The organism is Streptomyces sp. NPDC001933 (assembly GCF_042890955.1).
GTDB lineage: Bacteria > Actinomycetota > Actinomycetes > Streptomycetales > Streptomycetaceae > Streptomyces.
Window position 1 is genome coordinate 164,749 of record NZ_JBIASS010000017.1, and the last position, 18,153, is coordinate 182,901.

Sequence of the window (18,153 nt, forward strand, 5' to 3'; positions counted from 1 at the left end):
ATCGATCCCCCATCGGCCCGGCCCGACACGGGCCCGGCCCGAAACGCACTGAGGAGCACGGTCCCATGACCACTGGTTCGCACACCTTCGGGATCGCCATCCCGGAGAACTGGACGGAGTACGACCTCCACGGCGACACCCTCGCCGAGCGCCGCGCCGAGATGCTGCGGCACGCCCCGCAGAAGGAGACCCGGGACGCCATCAACCACACGTTCCGCAGCGCGCGGCGCATCATGGAGGGCGCCCGCAGGCGGGGCGCCGTCTATGCCGCGGGCACCACCGCCATGTACGAGGACGGCCTGCTGATGGCCGGGCTCATGGTGTTCAGCGTGAAGCCGCCGCCCGGTGAGGACTTCTCCGCCAAGGGCATCGCCGAGCAGTTCTCGGCCACCGGGGGCCGCCGCCGCGAGAACACCACCCGGACCCTCACGACAGCGACGCTGCCGGGTGTCGGTCCGGTCGGCCGGATGGCCGGCATCGAGGAGACGGAGATCGCCGACGGTGTCTCGTACAAGATGGTGGTGACGCACACGTTCGTGCCGGTCCCCGGTGGTGAGCGGGTCCTGATCATCACTTGCTTCAGCCCGAACATCCCGCTCGCCGAGCCGCTGAACGACCTCTTCGACGCCATCACGTCGACGTTCGCCTTCGGCGACAAGGAGCCGGTGGCCGTCGGCGCGGCGACCACCTGACCGGTGCCGGCCTCGCAGAGGGCCCGGCCGTTCCTGGGAGGAACGGCCGGGCCCTCTTCTTCGCGTGTGCCGGAGGCCGCAGCAAGGCCTCCGCTCCCCCGGTGGCCGGACGGGAGCGGAGGCCTTCTCGCCTTGCTCTGTGGTGCGGTACGCGATGGCGCCGTACGCCGTGCCGCCGGTCAGTCCACCGTCGTCGCGGGCACACGGACCGTGGTGAAGCGGCCGTCGCCGAGCTGCAGGTGGGCGCGGCCGGGTTCGCTGTCCTGTCCCATCAGGCCGCGTGGCAGCCGGGCGCCGACGAGTTCGCCGTCGCCCATCAGGCGGGGCGCGAGCAGGGCGCCGCAGCGGTTGCGGCGTACGGCGGCCTGCCAGCCGCCGATGCCGCCGAGCAGCGCCTCGTTGTTGCCGGCCATGATCAGGCCCCAGCCGTCCCCGGCGCTGCCGCGGGCGAGCGCGACGAAGTCGGTGTCGAGCTCGGAGTTGATCATCATTTCGGCATCGTCGACGAGGATGGCTCCGGCGGGGCTGTCCACCTTGCCGAGTGCGGCGCGGAAGTCGGCGACCGCGACGTCGGCGTCGGTGAAGACCTCCACGACGCCGGGCCGTCCGGCGAGGTGGCGCAGCGGCGAGTTGCGCGGGGCGATCACCACGATCTTCGTGCCGGCCGCGGTCAGCGACTTCGCCATGGTGAGCAGCACCGTGCTGCGGCCCGACCTCGGCGGACCGGCGACCACGAAGGACGGCACCTGCGACAAGTCGGTGCCGATGGCTGCGAGTTCGTCGCCTCCGACGCCGACCATCGCCCACAGCGGGGAGACCCTGTGCGGCTTGCGGGCGAGGGCGTCCGCGAAGTCCAGCTCGTCGGGCAGGACGTCCACGCGGAACGGCCTGCGCTCGGCGGCCACGTCGGCGTCGCGTTCCCCGACCCGTTCGGCGAGTACGCCGAGTGCCTGGGCCTGGCCCGCGCCGGTGGCGTCGGTGCCGTCGCTCCCGGGGATCAACGCGATCTGAGCGCTGTCGGTCTCCTTGGCGAGGACACCGCGACCGGCCGGGAGTTCCTCGGGGACGTCGCGGGAGTGGAGGCCCACCATGGAGTAGTCGGTGCGGTCGTTGAGGCGCAGGACCAGCTTGTCCTCGGTGGTGGAGGAGAACCGGTTCTGACCGAGGATGCGGTCGCCGGTCATGACCAGGTGCAGGCCGACGCTCGCGCCCTCGCGCATCAACAGGGTCATGGCGTCCATCAGGCTGCCCTGGTCGTAGTTGGCGAAGTCCCGCTCGAACGCCTCGAACCGGTCGACGAGCAGCAGGATGTGCGGGGGCCGCTCCGTCTCGGGCAGGACGCGGCGCAGCTCGGTGAGGTCGGCGACGCCCCTCCTGCCGAGGAGTTCACGGCGCCGCCCGACCTCGGCGACCAGGCGGTTCAGGAGGCGGGTCACCCGTTCGACCTGGCCCCGGTCCACCACGGCACCGCAGTGCGGCAGTCCGCCGAGGGCCTGGAGGGCGCCGTTGCCGCAGTCGAGGCCGTACAGGTGGACGTCGGCGCAGCCGTGCGCGCCGGCGAGAGCAGCGGCGAGGGTCCGCAGCGCCTGGGAGCGACCGCTGCGCGGCGAGCCGATGATGTACAGATGGCCCATCTCGTCGGCATCGAAGGCGAGTTGACGCTGCGCCTGCTCGGTGGGCACGTCCACCAGGCCGTACGCCACCGGGGTGAGCCGCCCGGCCTCGGCCGCCTCGGGCCGCGCGGGCAGGTCGGCGAGGGTGAGGACGTCGGGCAGCGGGGGCAGCCAGGGGCGGCGGGCGGACGGTACGGAGAGCTGGGTGGCCGCGTCGCGTACCGCGTCGACCAGGACCGACAGGTCGGTGACCGGCTGGAAGGTGTCCTCCTGTGCCTGGGGCCTCGGCATCGGGGCGCCGAGGGCCTCCCAGTGGAGTTCGGTGAGCACCGGCGCCGGGCGGTCCTCGTCCGTGGCCGACGCGTCGAGGCGGCGGCCGCCGATCCGGCCGGTCTGGAACGGCAGCAGCGCCGCGTGGCCGAGCCTGGCGTGGGCGCGGCCGGGGGTGCGGGGCGAGAGCTGCCCGGAGTCGGGGGCGTCGATGATGTCGCGGCTCTCGCCGGTGTCGGTGGTTCGCAGCGCGATCCGCAGGTTGGTGTTGGCTCGGATGTCGGCGGTGACCGCGCCGGAGGGCCGCTGGGTGGCGAGGATCAGGTGGATGCCGAGGGAGCGGCCCCGCTGGGCGATGTTGACGAGTCCGGAGACGAAGTCGGGAAGTTCCCGCACCATCGACGCGAACTCGTCGATGACGAGGACGAGCCGGGCCATGGGGGCGAGTCCGGGACGGCGGGTGCGCTTGTCGGTGTAGTCGTCGATGTCCTTGGCCCCGGCCTCCGCGAGGATGTGCTCGCGTCGCTTCAGTTCGGCGCCGAGGGACACCAGGGCCCGTTCCACGAGGTGGGTGTCCAGGTCGGTGACCATGCCGACGGTGTGCGGCAGGTCCTCGCACTCGGCGAAGGCACTGCCGCCCTTGTAGTCGACGAGCACGAAGTTCAGCTCGTCCGGCCGGTTGGCGACGGCGAGGCTCGCCACGAGGGACTGGAGCAGTTCGGACTTGCCGGATCCGGTGGTGCCCGCGATCAGGCCGTGCGGCCCGTCGGCGGCCAGATCGACGGCGAACGGACCGTCCACGCCCTCTCCGAGCACGGCGCGGGTGCTGCGGGCGGCGATCACCCAGCGCGCGGCGACGGCATCGGGGGTGGGCGGTTCGAGACCGAGTACGTCCAGGAGCCGGGCGGAGGCGGGCAGCAGGTTCTCGTCGGCGTCGTCGCCCACGTCGCGGATCGGCGCGAGCGCGCGGGCCACGCCCACGCACCAGGAGCGGGTCGGCGCGTCCATGCGGACCTCGTCGACGGGGTCGGCGCTGTCCTGCTCGGCGCGCAGCCACTTCGGCCCGGCCACGGCCACGGCGCGGCACTCCTCGGGCAGGAGCCGGGCCTCGTCGTCCACGCACAGCGCGTACACGCCGACGGCCGGTCCGTCCCGGAGGATCTGGATGACGCCGGGCAGGGAGCGCAGTCTCCGGGCTCCGTCGAGGACGACCAGGACGTCGGGTTCGCCCGCGGCGCCGCCGCGCGGTGCCCGGTCGCCGGCCCCCTGCCGGGCGGCGATCACGGCGGTGAGTTCGGCGATGCGGCGGCCCACGGACTCGGCGCTCGCGCCGACCAGGGAGATGGTGTCCTCACCGAGGGGCGCGCAGTGCGGCAGCCAGTGCACCCAGGACCAGCGGTCCGCGCCACTGGTGCCGGACAGTACACAGATCCGCAGGTCGGAGGGGCTGTGCAGGACGGCGGCCTGGGCGATCAGCCAGCGCACCAGCGGCTCGGCGGTGACGCCGCCGGCGACGCCCATGACCCCGGCGGCGCGCAGCGGCACGGTCACGGGCACGGCGTGCGTGGTGCGGTCGACCCTGCGGCGGTGTTCCGGCTCGGCGGGGTCCTGGAGCTCCACATAGGCGGGGCGGTCGGCGACGCCGAGCCGCATCAGCAGGAAGTCGCTGTCGCGCCAACGGCGCTCCCACAGCCGCTGACGCGGGCCGGTGGCGATCAGGAGGGCCGACGCCGGGTCCGGGGCAGCGAGGCGCCGGGCGTGCTGTTCGGCGAGCACCGCCTCGTCCACGTCCTGTTCCAGTGCGGCCTTCTTCTCCTCGTACTCCTTGAGCTGGTCCTCGTAACTCTCCTTGCCCCGGCGCTTGTTGGAGAACTGGGAGATGAGTGCGACGACCGGGGAGAGAAAGCCGAAGACCAGGAATCTGGGGTTGTTGAAGATGACGAACGAGACGCCGGCCATCATCAACGGCGCGAAGATCAGAATCAGTTGGAGTTTGTTGCGGGTGGGTTTCCCGGGCGGCACGGGGAGCTGGAAGCGGTTGTTGACGGGCGGGGGCAGCAGCCGGGGCGGCCGGTTGTAGTCGAGCCCCACGCCGTCGTCGGAGGGCTGGAGGGCGGCGTCGGGCACGGAGGGCGCGGCCAGTTCCAGCAGGGCCGGGCCGATGGTGAGGACGCCGCCGAGCGGCCATGCGGTCCAGTCCCGCGCCTCGGTTCTGTCGCATGTGACGCCGTCCTGGTCGACGGAACGCACGGTCGCGGTGGCGTCGGCGTGCACCTTCAGGCGCGCCGCGGTCTTCGCGAGCCCTTCGGCGCGGAGCTGGATGCGGCAGGACGCGGCTGAGCCGATCTCGTAGTCGCCGGGCGGTAGCCGGAACACCACTCCGGCGTCGGCGCCGCCGACGCCGCGCAGTTCCACGACGCCGTCCGGCTCCGGGCCCGCCTCGGGCGCGGGAGCGTCCAGGGACAGCAGGCTGCCGGAGCGCAGTTCGGCGGCGGCCACCGGCTGGTCGGCGGGGAGCGGGGTGGCCCCGTGGTACAGGACGGGCGGTGCCTTCGGGGTGCCGCCGCGCAGCCGCCGGTGCAGTTGCTCGGCGAGTTCACCCGCGGGGGCCTCGGGGTCGGCCTCGATCATGATGTCCGCGGTCTGACCCTGCTCCGGGTCGACGGCGGTGACGGTCAGACGCATCGTCAGTGCTCCTTGGGCACGGGGGTCACCAGGGGTTGGCGGGGGTGCGGGAAAGCCGGCCGGGCCGGACCGGAGAGGGGGGCCGGCCCGGCCGACGTCCGCGCGGGGTCACTTGCGGAGGCTGGAACCCATCTCGGAGTCGAACTGGGTCATGCCCTCGCCGTACTTCTTGATGTACTCGGAGATGCCCGTGAGGCCTTCGGTGACCTTGCCGTAGTTGTCCGTGTACTCCTGCACGAAGGGCTGGAAGTCGTTCCTCGCCGACGGGGTGTTGTAGCCGTCGGCGGTGAGCGCGTCCAGGTCGGCCTTGATCTTGTTGAGCTGGGCGACCGCGATCTCGTACTCGTTCATGGTCTGCGTGGCGCAGGCGCTGGTCTTCTCGTCGTTGACGATGTAATCGGCCATCGGAATTTCTCCCGTTTCCAAGTCGGTTGTGCGGATGGGCATTTCATGGAGCAGTTCGTGGACCCGCGCCCTACACACGAGGGGTGCAGTCATTCGGTTCAGACCTTGATGGGGGCTTCTTCCGGCGGATTCGCCAATTCGGTGTCCTGGTTGGAGTTGACGGCGCCGAGGGTCTTCGTGGGAAGCGAGGCGAGGGGCACCTCGGGTCCCTTGGTCTTGAATCCGTGGTCGTTCTCGACCTTCTTGCCGGCCAGGGAATTGCCCACGCCGTAGCCGAGTTTGATGCCCGCGTTCTCCAGGGTGGTCTGTGCGTCGGCTCCGTTGGCGCCCACCTCGTAGCCGACGCTGACGGCCTGGCCGACGGCGCCCTTGAGGATGCTGGTGAGGGCCTCGTAGCCGTATTCGTGGAGCTCGGTGACGGAGGTGGGGCCACCCGCGTAGGCGTGGTAGTCGTGGATCGGGGTGTGCTGCTCGTTGAAGGAGCCGTTCGCGTCGACCTCGGTGAGGGTCTTGCCGTTGGCGTCCTTCACCTGCACGGAGCCGTTGTTGTTGACCAAGACGTCGAACGTGGTCTGGTTGCCGTTGTTGTCGGTCGTGGTGACGGTGCCTTCCACGCCGTCCTCGGTGATGGTGAACGTGGTGTTCTCGCCGCCCGCGGTGTTGCCGAACGTGGTGCTGCCGTCGGGGTTCTGCGTGATGGTGACGTTGCCCGTCTGACTGGTGGTGGTGGCGGCGCCGTTGGCGAAGGTGGTGGTGGCGCCGCCGCCGTCGGGGGTGACGACGGGCGCCGTGCCCTGCCCGCCGGTGACGGTGGTGTTGTTGCTGAAGGTGACCTGCGGGGGTCCGGCGGGCCCTTCCTGTCCTGCTCCGGGTTGCGCCCCCGGAGCCACGCCGGGCCCGGTGAGGGTGCCGTCCGGTCCGACGGTGACCTTGTCACCGGGCTGGTTGCTGCCGGGCACGGACACGTCGAAGGAGCCGTCGCCGTTGGCCTTCACGTCGAACGGGCCGTTGTGGACGGTGGAGTCGCCCTTGCCGCCGACCGGGACGTCCACGGAGGGCCCGCCGCCGTTGCCGCCCAACGTGAAGGTCTCGGGGCCGGGCGCGGGGCCGAGGTTGAAGGGGTTGTGCGGGCCGTCCAGGATGTCGGACTTCTGGCCCGGCGTACCGGCGTTCTCCACGTCGCCGGGGCTCTTGCCGAGGGAGCTGTTGCCGGTGCCGACGCTTGTGTTGCCGCCGTAGAAGCCGTCGTGGTGCACGACGGGGCCGCCCCCGGGCGTGGGCACGGTGATGCCGCTGTTGCCGTCGCCGGTGACGGTGCTGATGGTGGTGTCGCCGGGGTTGTTGCCGATGGGGTTGCCCGCCGTGTCGACGGGGAGATTGGTGGCCGGGTCGAAGTGGGTGCCGGAGGGGCCGAGGCCGGTGACGCCGCCGGGCGCGAAGGTGCCGGTGGCCGGTCCGTACGTGACGGAGAATTCGCCCTCGGGTCCGCCCGTGTTCGGGCCGTGCACGACAGTGCTGCCGGGCTCGTGGACCGGGTCGGCGCCCTGTGTGGTGATCGTGGGACCGTCCGGGCCGTTGGACAGGGTGTTCTGGCCACCTGTCATGTCCGGTTTGCCGAACAGGCCCCAGCCTTCCTGCTGCGGGGTGTTCACCGTCACCTGGTTGTTGGTGCCGGTGATGGCGGCGCCGCTCGGCGAGTTGTTGACCGTGGCCTGGCCGTTGTTGTCGACGGTGTGGCTGACGCCGGAGTCGTGGTGGACGGTGGTGGTGGCCGGGCCGGTGCCGTCGTTGCCGATGGTGGTCGTGAACCCGTCGCCGGTGAACGTGGTGTTCTGCCCGTCCGTCGAGACGGTGGCCCCGTTGTTGTTGGTGATCGTGCTGGGGGCCGGTGCGGGTGCGCCGCCTGGGGGCGGTGGGCCGACCGCGGGGTTCGGGGGCGGCGGCACCTTTGCCTCGGCCCCGTCGGGGGTCTGCGCGGTGATCGTGCCGTCGGGGCCCGAGTTGACGGTCGTGGCCGGACCGCCGGGTGTCTGGTGGTGGGTGAAGGTGACGGTGCCGCCCGGGTCGACTGTGGTGCTGACGCCCTGGGTGCTGACGCCGTTGGTGCCTACATCGGCCTGCGCACCGGCTCCGGTGTCGGTGAAGGTGGCCACGGGGTTGTTGGCGGCGTCGGTGTTGGCGGTGATGGTGACCGGGCCGTTGGTGACGGTGCCGGTGTTGTCCACACCGAAGTTGCCGTTGTTGTCGGAGGCGGTGGTGCCGTTCGGTCCGGTGGTGACCGTGCTGTTGGGGCCCGCCGGGGCGTTGTTGCTGATGGTGCCGTCGTTGTTGATCGTGCTGTTCGCGGTGTTGGTGCCGTTGACGTCCGTCTTGGCGCCGTTCCCCGTCAGGGTGGTGCTACTGCCGCCGGAGGTGGTGACCTGCGTCGGGTTGGCCCCGTCGGCCGGTTTTACGGTGACCGAGGCGGGCCCGCCCTGCGGTCCGACCGTGGTCGGGCCGTTTCCGCCCGTACTCACCGACGTACCGTTCTGGCTGACGGTCGTGACGCCGTCCGGGCCCTGGCCGGCCTGGACCGGGTTGACGGTGCCCACGCTGCCGCTGATGCCGTTCGGGCCGTGACTCGCCTGGATCGGGCCATTGCTGACGGTCGTGGTGCCGTTGCCGCCGACCGTGACCGTGGTGTTGCCCGGACCGCCCGTGTTGACCGTCTGGCTGCCGGCTCCGGCGGGCGCCGACTTGGTGACGGTGCCGTCGCCGTGGACGCTGGTGGTGCTGCCGTCGGCGGTGGTGACCTGGGCGGGGGCCTGGCCCGTGGGCGGTTTTACGGTGACCGAGGCGGGCCCGCCCTGCGGTCCGACCGTGGTCGGGCCGTTTCCGCCCGTACTCACCGACGTACCGTTCTGGCTGACGGTCGTGACACCGTTCGGGCCCTGGCCGGCCTGGATCGGACTGCCGGTACCCACGCTGCCGCTGATGCCGTTCGGGCCGTGACTCGCCTGGATCGGACCATGGTTGACGGTCGTGGTGCCGTTGCCGCCGACCGTGACCGTGGTGCCGTTCTGGCCGTGGACGGTGACCGAGTGGCCGCCGCCGTTGTCCACGGAGATGGTGGTGTTGCCCGCGTTCACCGGATTTCCGGGGGTCGGCTGCGGCACGGCCGGCGGGACCGGGTTGCCCTGCGCGTCGTTGGCCGTGATGGTGCCGTCGGCGGCGACGTTGATCTCCTGGTCGCCGTGCGCGATGCTCGCCGAGCCGTCGTTGTTGACCGTGGTCGAGCCGCCGATGGTGACGCCGTCCGCGCCGTGGCTGATCCCGTCGACGTGGAACTTGCCGTTGGGGTTGATGGTGAACGTCGTGCCGTCCGGGGCGCTGAACTTGATGTCGAACGGCGAGAAGTCGACCTTGCCGCCGGGGCCGGTGGCCGTGCCGCCGCCGTTGCCGTCCGTGGTGATGCCGTTGACGGCGACGCCGCCGTCCGGGCCGACCGAGACCTGCGGCTGACCGCCGGGCGGCGTCACGTCGAGGCCGCCGCCGGGCTTGGTGGTGACGGCGGTGCCGTCGGGGCCGTTGAAGGTGACCGGGGCGGCGCCGGACGGGCCCACGGCGATGTCCCCGTTCGGGTTGACCGTGACCGGCGGCTGGGTGCCGGAGGGGTTCAGGTCGAACTGGCCCTGCGGGTTGACGGTGAGCGTCCCGCCGTCGGGCGTGCCGAACTTGATGTCGGCCGGCGAGAACGCCACGTTCCCCCCGCCGCCGGTGGCCGTACCGCCGCCACCCCCGTCGGTGTTGATGTTGCCGGTGGTGATGGAGCCGTCCGGGCCCACCGAGACCTGCGGCTGACCGCCGGGCGGCGTCACGTCGAGCGAGTTGCCCGGCCCGTTGAACTGCACCGTGTCGGGGGTGGGGCCGCCGGTGTTCACCGTGAACCCGGTGTGGTCGAGCGTGGTCGCGGGCCCGCCCGGCGTGATGATGGTGGCGCCGCCGCCCGGGGGGATGCTGGTACTGACGTTGGTGTCGGTGAAGGTGACCGGGCCGCCCGCGTTGGCCGGGGGCAGGTTGACGTTCTGGCCACCGCCGTCTCCGTTGACGACGCTCACGTTGCCGTTGTTGCCGACGTTGGCCTGCGTGCCGTCCGGCAGGGCGAATCCACCCCCGGGGTTCCCCGTGTTGCCGTTGAGCGTGGTGTTGCCGAAGTTGATGTCGACATTGCCGTCGGCGGGGTTGTGGGTCGCCACCGGCTGACCCGCCGGGGGGCCGTTGAAGACCGAGTTGACGCCGTTCGTGTTGTCCGTGGTGAGCCCGCCACCACCCACCGTCGTGGAGCCGCCGTTGTCGGTCAGGGTGACGCCGTTCGGGGTGGAGATCGTGTTGTTGTTCACGGTGAACTCCGGCGTGGGACCACCGCCGTCACCACCGGGCGAGCTGAACGTCGTGGTGCCGTCCGGCCCCTTGGAGACCTCGCCGAACGGTCCCGAGGTCGTGAAGCCGCCGTTCGGTCCCAGCTCCGTGGAGAGCGCGGGCTTCTCCGACTGCGCGGGCGCGAACTCGCCGCCGAGCCCTCCGATGATCTGCTCCTTCGTGGTCGGGCCCTGGACCGGAGTGCTGATCGTCGTCGTGTTGCCGTTCGAGGTGATGACGTCCCCGTCCGGGCTCTTGATGGTGTTCGTGCCGTTCGCGGTCGTCGACGTGAACCCGTCCGGTGTCGTGGTGGTCGTCGACGTCTCGGGCCCCGGAACTCCGAAGGGCAGGTCGTCGGGGGCTTCGACCTGGTCGGCTTTGGGACCGGGCGGAGTGATCTTCGTTTCGGTCTTCGCACCGTCGGGGGTCGTGACCTTCGTCTTGACCTCGCCCGTGGTGGGGTCCGACTTGGTCTGGCCGTTGATGCCGTGGAAGCCGGTCTTCTGCCCGCCCTTGGTGTCGTTGAACAGGACGTTGCCGGGTTTGAACTTGCCGTCGACGACACCGAGGCTGTTCACGGAGAACGCCTTGTCGATGTTGCTCTTGAACTTGCCCTTGGTGGTGAAGGCGTCCTTGATGCTGGTGGCGAACTTCGTCCCGCCGAACAGGGTGAGGGCACCGGCCGTGGCGGCGCCGAGCGCGGCGCCCTTGGCGGCCGAGGCCGCGTCGAACTTCTTCCCGTCGATCCACGCCGTGAGCCCGCTTGCCAGGAAGCCGAGGCTGAACTCGGTGGTCACGTCTATCGCGAACTTGGCACCGAGGGCCAGACCGGGGGACGCCTTGAGACCCACGAGTCCCTTGGACAGCGGGTCGATGATCTTGCGGATGAACGTCGAGTTCTTCAGGGCCGTCGAGACCGCCCCCGAAGCGGTCCCGACGCCCTTGCCCACCTTGGCCAGGAACGGCGCGAGCTTCGCCAGCTTGCCCGCCGCCCCGACGATCTTCCCGAGCCCGCCGAGCAGCACGCCACCGGGTACGAGGGTGAGCAGGCCGATGATGATCTCACCGGCGTCGATCTTGCCCTGCGACACCATCCGGATCACCGACACCGCGAACAGGATCGCGCCCAGGATGAGACCCACGACCGGGAAGAACACGGCGACGATGCCGATGATGACACCCGCGATGATCTCCACCAGCGGGTTGTCCGCGAGGAAGTCACCCATCACCTTCACGAAGTCCCGTGCGGGAATGGCCTGTTCGGCGGCGTCATCGAGGACGATCGTCGCCTTTTCGGACCCGTCCTCGCGCACCCGCTGCGCCATGCGGCCGAGCTCCTCGGCGGCGGACAGCGCCTCCTTCGCGGCGTTCACCTCGCCCTGCTGCGTCTGGTGGGTCTCGGCCTGCTCCGGGGTGGCGTCCGCCGCGAGCGCCGGGACCTCCGTCTTCGCGGTGGCGGCGACCTCCTGGCCCTGGTCTATGGCCCGGTCCAGCAGGTCCTGGGCGGTGGTCAGGGTGTTCGCGTACTCGTCGTAGGCGCCCGCGGCGGTGCGGAAGGAGTCCCTGGTCTTCTCCAGAAGCCCCGGCAGGTCCTTGGTGATGCGCGTCTTCAGGGCGTCCATCGTCTGGCCCTTGCCGCGGCGCAGCGCCCCGTCGTCGCGCAGCAGCTCGACCGCCTCGCCGGCTCCTTCGCTCAGCTCCTGATAGGTCTTGGCCAGTGTTCTGATCGCCTCCGGGTTCCCGGGGGTCGGATCCTCCCCGAACCCGAGCACCTCCCAGCCCGTTGCATGCCGACGCGCCATGTCCAACTCCTCCCGGCTACAAGCCCGTTCGGCACCTCCTAACGGGGTGTTCGACGTTTCGGTTCAGCTCGTTGAACCGCCCCGGGGTTCCGTGCGTGTGACGGCCGACGCATCAGCAGTGCGCGTCACCAGGCCCCGTACGGAGGAGGACGAGAAAGATGCGCGACGCCCCGAGGACGACGAACGAAACACGGCGGCCTGCGCCGTGGCGCACGACGGCACGGGTGACGGCGGTGTGCGGCCTGGTGGCCGTCACCTGGCTGGCGCTGCCCGCATCTGCGCAGGCTCTGGGACCGGTACGGGCTCCGCAATCCGTACGGGCTCTGGACTCCGCACCGGCTCCGGCCGCCGTGCAGGCACAGCCTTCCCGGGCGCTGCGGGCCGACGAGGTGACGAAGTACTACGTGGTCAAGTCCGCTCAGGAGAACGGCGGCGAGCAGGAGACGCTGTTCGGGATCGCGCAGCGCACCCTCGGCGACGGCGACCGGTTCGAGGAGATCCTGGTCCTCAACAGCGGGCGCCAGCTGCCGGACGGTTCGGCTTTCGTGAGTCCCGACCAGCTGACCCCGGGCTTCCCGCTGATCCTGCCCGAGGACGCGGACGGGTCCGGCGTGGAGTTCGGTGTGCTGCCCGAGGAGAACGCCGACGCGGCGAAGCCCCCCGCACGGAGCGCCTCCCCCGCGCCCCGCGCCGCGGCCGGCCGGGGCTCGGGACCGTTCGCCGGGCTGGGCGACCGGGTCGGGTCGCCCTGGCTGATCGGGGGTGTCGCCGGCGTCGCCGTACTGACCGTGGTGATCGTCGCACGGCGTCCGATCGGCCGGGCCGTGCGCGCCACCGGCTCCGGGATCGCGCGGGCCGCCCGGGTGCTGCGGCCTCGGCTGCCGCGCGGCCTGGCTCTCGCGCTGCGGCGGCGTCGGCGGGGCGCGCTCGCGCGACGGCTCGCGGCGGACACCCGTACGCCGGTGGTGGTGCGGCAGGCGCTGCGCGAACTGATCCCCGCCGACGCTGCGGAGGCGGAGCGTCCGGTACGGGTCTACAGCGTCCTGGCCGAACCCACGAAGCTGCTCGCGTCGGTGTCGGGGGCGCACACGGCGCCCGTGCCGTGGACCGCGCTCGAACCGAATCGCTGGGAGCGCACCGGACTTCCCTCCGTCATCGAGGGCGATCCGGCGGCCGACGTGACGCTCGCGCTGCCGCATCTCGCCCGGATCGGGGTGAGCGAGCGGGGCGCGCAGGTCATGGTGGACCTCGGGCAGATCAACGGCGCGCTGAGCGTCAGCGGTGACCTCGTCGTCGCCCAGGACACCGTGGCGGCGCTGGTGCGCGGGCTGCTCGAACTGCCGCGGCAGAGCACGGTGGTGGTCTCGGTGGACCCGGGGGCGAGCGCCCTGCCCGGCCTCAACGGTCTGGTCCGGGTCCGCTCCGTGTCGGAGGTGAAGGGCAAGGCCCCCGAGGAGATTCTCAACTCCGCCGAGGATCTGGGCGTCGGCCTGGTGCGTGGCGCCGCCCGTACGGGCGAGGTCACCGGGTTCGTCGTCCTCCAGGACGCGCCGACCGCCGAGGAGGCGCGGGCGCTCGCGGACCTCACCGGGTCCGAGGGCGGCGGCTGGATCGTGCTGACGGTGGGCGACGTACCGGGGGCGCACTGGCGGTGGTACGCGGAGAGCGACGGCAGCGTCGACCTGGGCGTACTCGGTCTGCGGGTGGTCGTTCCCACGCAGACGTTGGCGGGGGCGGGCACGGGGCGGGTCTGACGGCTCGCGGCCCGTCAAAAGATTTCCCGGGAATTGAACCTCCCCGCCACAGCGGCCGTTTTCACAGTGACAGTGACCGGCCAGATGGAATTCCGGGACCAGAAACTCCGCCCCGGCAGTCGGCCGACTCCTCCCCTGCTGCCGGGGCGGGCCATTACTTCAGCACTTCAGCACTTCTGCACTTCAGCGAGAAGCAGATTCCCCAAGATTTCCGAAAGAGGGATACCCATGCGTAAATTCACCTACGTCCCGGTCGTATTCACGGTCGCCGCGGTCATGCTGACGGCGGCCTGCACAAGCTCCCAGGGCACGGCGGCGACCACCACCGGCTCCGCCGGGCGCGCCGCCGCGACGGGCAACGGTGCGCAGCCCTCGCAGGCGGGCCGCCTCAGCGTCTGGAAGAGCGAGCAGTTGGGCCCGGTCGTGACGGACGGCGCGGGCTTCACCCTGTACCGCTTCGACAAGGACAAGGCGAAGCCGCCCGCTTCCAACTGCGCGGGCGACTGCGCCGCGGCCTGGCCGCCGGTGCTCGCCGACGGTGCGAAGGCGGGCCGCGGCATGGACCCCGGGCTGCTCGGCTCGGTGAAGCGCGCGGACGGCACGAGGCAGCTCACGCTCGCGGGATGGCCGCTGTACCGCTACGCGCAGGACACGGCGCCCCGGCAGACCCGCGGGCAGGGCGTCGGCGGCACCTGGTTCTCGGCCGCGCCCGACGGCACGAAGGCGAAGGCACAGGCGCAGGAGGCCCCGAGCGAGCCGAAGGACCTGCCCGCTCTGTCCACGGTCGACGACGAGGAGCGCGGCACGATCGTCCGCGACGGCAAGGGGCGTACGCTCTACCGCTTCACCAAGGACACCGCCTGGCCGATGAAGTCCAACTGCCAGGGCGCCTGCCTGGAGAAGTGGAAGCCCGCCGGGCTCGTCGACAAGAAGAACATCAAGGGCATCGACCCGAAGCTGCTCAGCCCGTACACCCGCTCCGACGGCACGAAGCAGCTCAGCATCGACTGCTGGCCGCTCTACTGGTACACCGGCGACGAGAAGCCCGGTGACACCAACGGCAATGGTGTGAACGGCACTTGGTTCACGGTGCGGCCCAACGGCAAGCTGGCCAAGTAGTCGTGCCGGCCCGGTCCGGGACCGGGCCGGCACGCTCAGGACACCCGGTCGTCCTGGCCGGGGGGCCCGGCCAGGAGCGCGCCGAGCTCCCCGGCCAGCCGGTCGGTGTGGGTCATGTAGAAGTAGTGGCCCCCCGGAACGACACGGAGCGTGAAGGAGACCGAGGTGTGCGCGCCCCAGTCCGAGAGTTCCGGGACGGTCACTCCCGGATCGTCCATGCCCTGGTAGGCGATGACCGGGACGGGGAGCGGGCCCCGGGGTTCGTGGACGTACCCGAGGCCGAGCTCGTTGTCGCGGCGCGTCTGGCGGAGCAGGATGTCGTGCAGGGCCGCGGGCATGGACTCCCAGTCGAGTTCCGACGGCCAGAAGCGGCGCATCCCGTCGAGGACCTCTTCGTCCGACAGCTTGTCCAGGGCTTCGAAGGGCGGGGCCACGTCGGGCGGCTGCCGGCCCGAGACCAGCAGCGCACGGGTCGGCGGAAGGCCGCGCTCCAGGAGCTGCCAGACGAGTTCCAGCCCGACGATGGTGCTGAAGCAGGTCGCGAACACGGCGTACGGGCGCCCGGCGATGCGCGGTTCGAGTTCGGCCGCCAGCTCGGCTGCGAGGCCGGGCACGGTGAGCTCGCGCGGCGCCCGCGTGCGGCGGCCCCGGCCCGGCAGGTCGGGAACCACCAGGCCGGTGCCGGCGGGCAGGGCCTTGCGCAGCTGGGCGAACATGCCCGCGCCCCCACCGCCCGCCGGAAGCGCCACGACCAGCGAGGTCTCCTCGGACACGTCAGACGTCGAGGGCGACATCGTAGGTTTCGAGCCAGTTGTTGATCTCAACGAGACCCTCCAGAACGATGCGTCCCCCCGCGAGGGAGTCCGGTCCCCCGGCGCCCAGCTCCGCGACCGCCGCCGGGTTGAGCAACGCGGTGAGCGGCGCGTCCGGCCGTCCGGCAATCTTGCCGAACTCGGCGATGACCGAGGCGTCGTAGGCGGGATCCTGGGTGCGCGGGAAGTGGCTCTTGCGCCGGCCGAGCACCGTGCCCGGCAGCAGATCGCGGGCGGCGGCCCGCAGCAGGCTCTTCTCGTGTCCGTCGAAGGACTTGAACTTCCACGGCACGTTGTAGACGTACTCGATGAGCCGGTGGTCGCAGAACGGGACGCGGACCTGGAGGCCGGCGGCCATGCTCATGCGGTCCCGCCGGTCGAGCAGGATCTGGGAGAAGCGCGTGAGGTTGAGGTAGGTGATCTCGCGCATCCGCCGCTCCGGGCGGCTCTCCCCCGCCAGGACGGGCACCTCGGACAGGGCCTCCTCGTAGCGGCGGGCGTGGTAACCGGTGATGTCCAGCTCGGCATAGAGGGCGGGGTCCATCAGGCCCGCTCCGGAGGCGTCGTCCTCGAAGTGCCGGGCCAGCCACGGGAAGGTGTCGGCCTCGACGACGGCGGGGTCCTGGAACCAGCTGTATCCGCCGAAGAGTTCGTCGGCGGACTCGCCGGAGAGGACCACCGCGCTGTGTTCGCGGACCGCCCGGAAGAGCAGGTATCCGGAGGTGCTGAGGTCGCCCATGCCCATGGGCAGGTCCATCGCCCGCAGGACGCCCGCGCGGGCGTCGGCGTCGGTCAGGCTGGAGCTGTCGAGCACCAGGGTGGCGTGCTCGGTTCCGCAGTGGTCCACGACGTCCCGGATGAACGGTCCGTCGGGTGTGGCCCGCATGTGGCTGGCGCGGAAGTGGTCGGCGTAGCCGACGAAGTCCACGGAGAACGTGGAGAAGGGGCCCCGGCCCTGCTCGGCGGACCAGGAGGAGGCCAGCGCGGTGAGCGTACTGGAGTCCAGTCCGCCGGAGAGCAGCGAGCAGACCGGGCCGTCGGCCACCAGTTGCTCGCCGACGGCGTCGGCGAGCAACTCGCGCACGGTACGGACGGTGGTGTCCAGGTCGTCGCCGTGCTCCGCGGCGGTCAACTGCCAGTAGCGGCACGTCCGGACGCCGTCCCGACCGGTGCGCAGCAGATGACCGGGGCGCAGCTCGTGCAGGCCGTCCATGATGGCGTGGCCGGGGGTCTTGCCGGAGGAGATGATCTCCCGGAGCCCGTCGGCGGTGAGCCGCCGCTCCAACTGTCCGTGCTCGAAGACCGCCTTGGGCTCGGATCCGAAGACCAGGAAGGAGGCGCCCCGGTGGTAGTAGAGCGGCTCCACCCCCATGCGGTCGCGGACCAGCAGCAGTTCCTCGGTGCGCAGATCCCAGAGCGCGATCGCGTACATGCCGACCAGGCGGTCGACGAACGACTCGCCCCACTCCAGGTAGGCGCGGGCCAGGAGTTCGGCGGCGCCCTCGGTGCGCAGCCGGTGCCCGCGGCCCCTCAGTTCGGCCCGCAGGTCACCGGCGTTGAAGACGGTCCCGGTGCAGACGGCCGCGACCAGCTCGGCGCCGTCCTCGGCGACGACGGTCACTTCGCCGCTCCCACCCGGATCGGCGGCTGCGAGCCGGGTCCGGCCGAGCGCCGCATGGCCGGTGGTCCAGTGGCCGGAGCCGTCGGGACCGCGGTGGGTCAGACTCTGTGTCATCCGCCGGACGGTGCCGTCCTCGGCGGTGAGGTCGCGGGTGAAGTCCACCCAGCCGGTGATGCCGCTCATCTGATTCCTTCAGCAGTGTCGAAAGAGGGGCCGTGCGTCACTTGAGCGCCAGGAATCCCTCGAAGCAGACGTACTTCTGGACGGTCATCACATCGACGAACCCGGCCCGGGAGAGCAGATCGAGGTTGCCCTGCGTGGAGAAGGGCTCAAGGACCCGCTTGAGGCTGCGGCTCTTGCCGACGATGTCGTCCGGGGTGTAGCCCTGTTCGAGTTTGTACTCGGTGTAGAGCTGGGTCATCACGTCCTGGAAGCGGGCGTCGGGGCCGCGGACCTTCTCGAACATCAGGAGTGCGCCGCCCCAGTTGAGGGCCTGATAGATCTCGTCGACCACCGTCTGGCGGAACTTGGGCGGCACGAACTGCAGCGTGTAGTACATGACGACGAGGTCCGCCTTCTCCCAGGTGACCTGGGAGAGGTCCTGGTGCTGGATCTCGATGCTGTCGATGTCACGGCACTTGCGCCGCGCGATGGTCACCATGTCCTGCTCGCAGTCGACGCCGATGATGCGCGGCGACTTGTGCGCGTGCCTGCGGGCGAGACGCTCGGTGAGGCTGCCGGTGGAGCAGCCCAGGTCGTAGACGGTGCTGTCGGGGCCGACGAAGAAGTCGGAGAGCCGCTCCACGAGTTCGTGGCCGGTGTCGTACAGCGGAACGCTCTTGGAGACATGGCCGTCGAAGTTCTTGCTCGCTTCGCCCGCGAAGTTCCAGCCGGCGTTGGACGCCTGTATGCCGTCGCCCACGACGGCTCCGGCGGGTCCGTTCAGTTCGGTCGGTGCGGTCATTTCGGTACCTTCCGTTGA

General features: G+C 71.1%; 9 protein-coding genes. 3 read left to right on the forward strand and 6 right to left on the reverse strand.

Annotation, left to right across the window (positions count from 1 at the left end):
• The first annotated feature begins 65 nt into the window (after nucleotides 1-65).
• Nucleotides 66-692 (forward strand): hypothetical protein, encoded by a 627-nt coding sequence (locus tag ACFYY7_RS33355; RefSeq protein WP_388667562.1) that lies wholly within the window; start codon nucleotides 66-68, stop codon nucleotides 690-692.
• A 179-nt stretch (nucleotides 693-871) separates the two neighbouring features.
• Here ACFYY7_RS33355 and ACFYY7_RS33360 read toward each other — a convergent pair whose 3' ends face one another.
• The 3 genes from ACFYY7_RS33360 to ACFYY7_RS33370 all read right to left on the reverse strand — a co-directional run bounded on the left by ACFYY7_RS33360 (nucleotide 872) and on the right by ACFYY7_RS33370 (nucleotide 11,865).
• Nucleotides 872-5,260, reverse strand: a complete 4,389-nt coding sequence (locus ACFYY7_RS33360; protein ID WP_388667563.1) for an FtsK/SpoIIIE domain-containing protein — start codon at nucleotides 5,258-5,260, stop codon at nucleotides 872-874.
• A gap of 108 nt (nucleotides 5,261-5,368) precedes the next feature.
• A complete protein-coding gene (locus tag ACFYY7_RS33365) occupies nucleotides 5,369-5,665 on the reverse strand; it encodes a hypothetical protein (protein ID WP_388667564.1) in 297 nt (98 codons plus the stop codon).
• 98 nt (nucleotides 5,666-5,763) lie between these two features.
• Nucleotides 5,764-11,865 carry a hypothetical protein gene (locus ACFYY7_RS33370; RefSeq protein WP_388667565.1) on the reverse strand — a complete coding sequence of 2,034 codons (6,102 nt, stop codon included), beginning with the start codon at nucleotides 11,863-11,865 and terminating at the stop codon, nucleotides 5,764-5,766.
• Nucleotides 11,866-12,023: 158 nt separating this feature from the next.
• Between ACFYY7_RS33370 and ACFYY7_RS33375 the strand changes: the two genes are divergently transcribed.
• Together ACFYY7_RS33375 and ACFYY7_RS33380 are read left to right on the forward strand one after the other, a co-directional pair.
• Nucleotides 12,024-13,619 (forward strand): hypothetical protein, encoded by a 1,596-nt coding sequence (locus ACFYY7_RS33375; protein WP_388667566.1) that lies wholly within the window; start codon nucleotides 12,024-12,026, stop codon nucleotides 13,617-13,619.
• Between the two features lie 228 nt (nucleotides 13,620-13,847).
• Nucleotides 13,848-14,738 carry an SCO0930 family lipoprotein gene (locus ACFYY7_RS33380; RefSeq protein ID WP_388667567.1) on the forward strand — a complete coding sequence of 297 codons (891 nt, stop codon included), beginning with the start codon at nucleotides 13,848-13,850 and terminating at the stop codon, nucleotides 14,736-14,738.
• Nucleotides 14,739-14,773: 35 nt separating this feature from the next.
• On the opposite strand, the gene ACFYY7_RS33385 is transcribed toward ACFYY7_RS33380, so the two are convergent.
• The 3 genes from ACFYY7_RS33385 to ACFYY7_RS33395 are packed head-to-tail and all read right to left on the reverse strand — an operon-like array spanning nucleotide 14,774 to nucleotide 18,135.
• The gene (locus ACFYY7_RS33385; protein ID WP_388667568.1) at nucleotides 14,774-15,511 is read right to left on the reverse strand and encodes a thioesterase II family protein; all 738 of its coding nucleotides are present in this window, start codon (nucleotides 15,509-15,511) and stop codon (nucleotides 14,774-14,776) included.
• A 1-nt stretch (nucleotide 15,512) separates the two neighbouring features.
• Nucleotides 15,513-17,354, reverse strand: a complete 1,842-nt coding sequence (asnB, locus tag ACFYY7_RS33390) for an asparagine synthase (glutamine-hydrolyzing) (RefSeq protein WP_388667569.1) — start codon at nucleotides 17,352-17,354, stop codon at nucleotides 15,513-15,515.
• Between the two features lie 37 nt (nucleotides 17,355-17,391).
• Nucleotides 17,392-18,135 (reverse strand): methyltransferase domain-containing protein, encoded by a 744-nt coding sequence (locus ACFYY7_RS33395; RefSeq protein WP_388667570.1) that lies wholly within the window; start codon nucleotides 18,133-18,135, stop codon nucleotides 17,392-17,394.
• Nucleotides 18,136-18,153 lie beyond the last annotated feature (18 nt).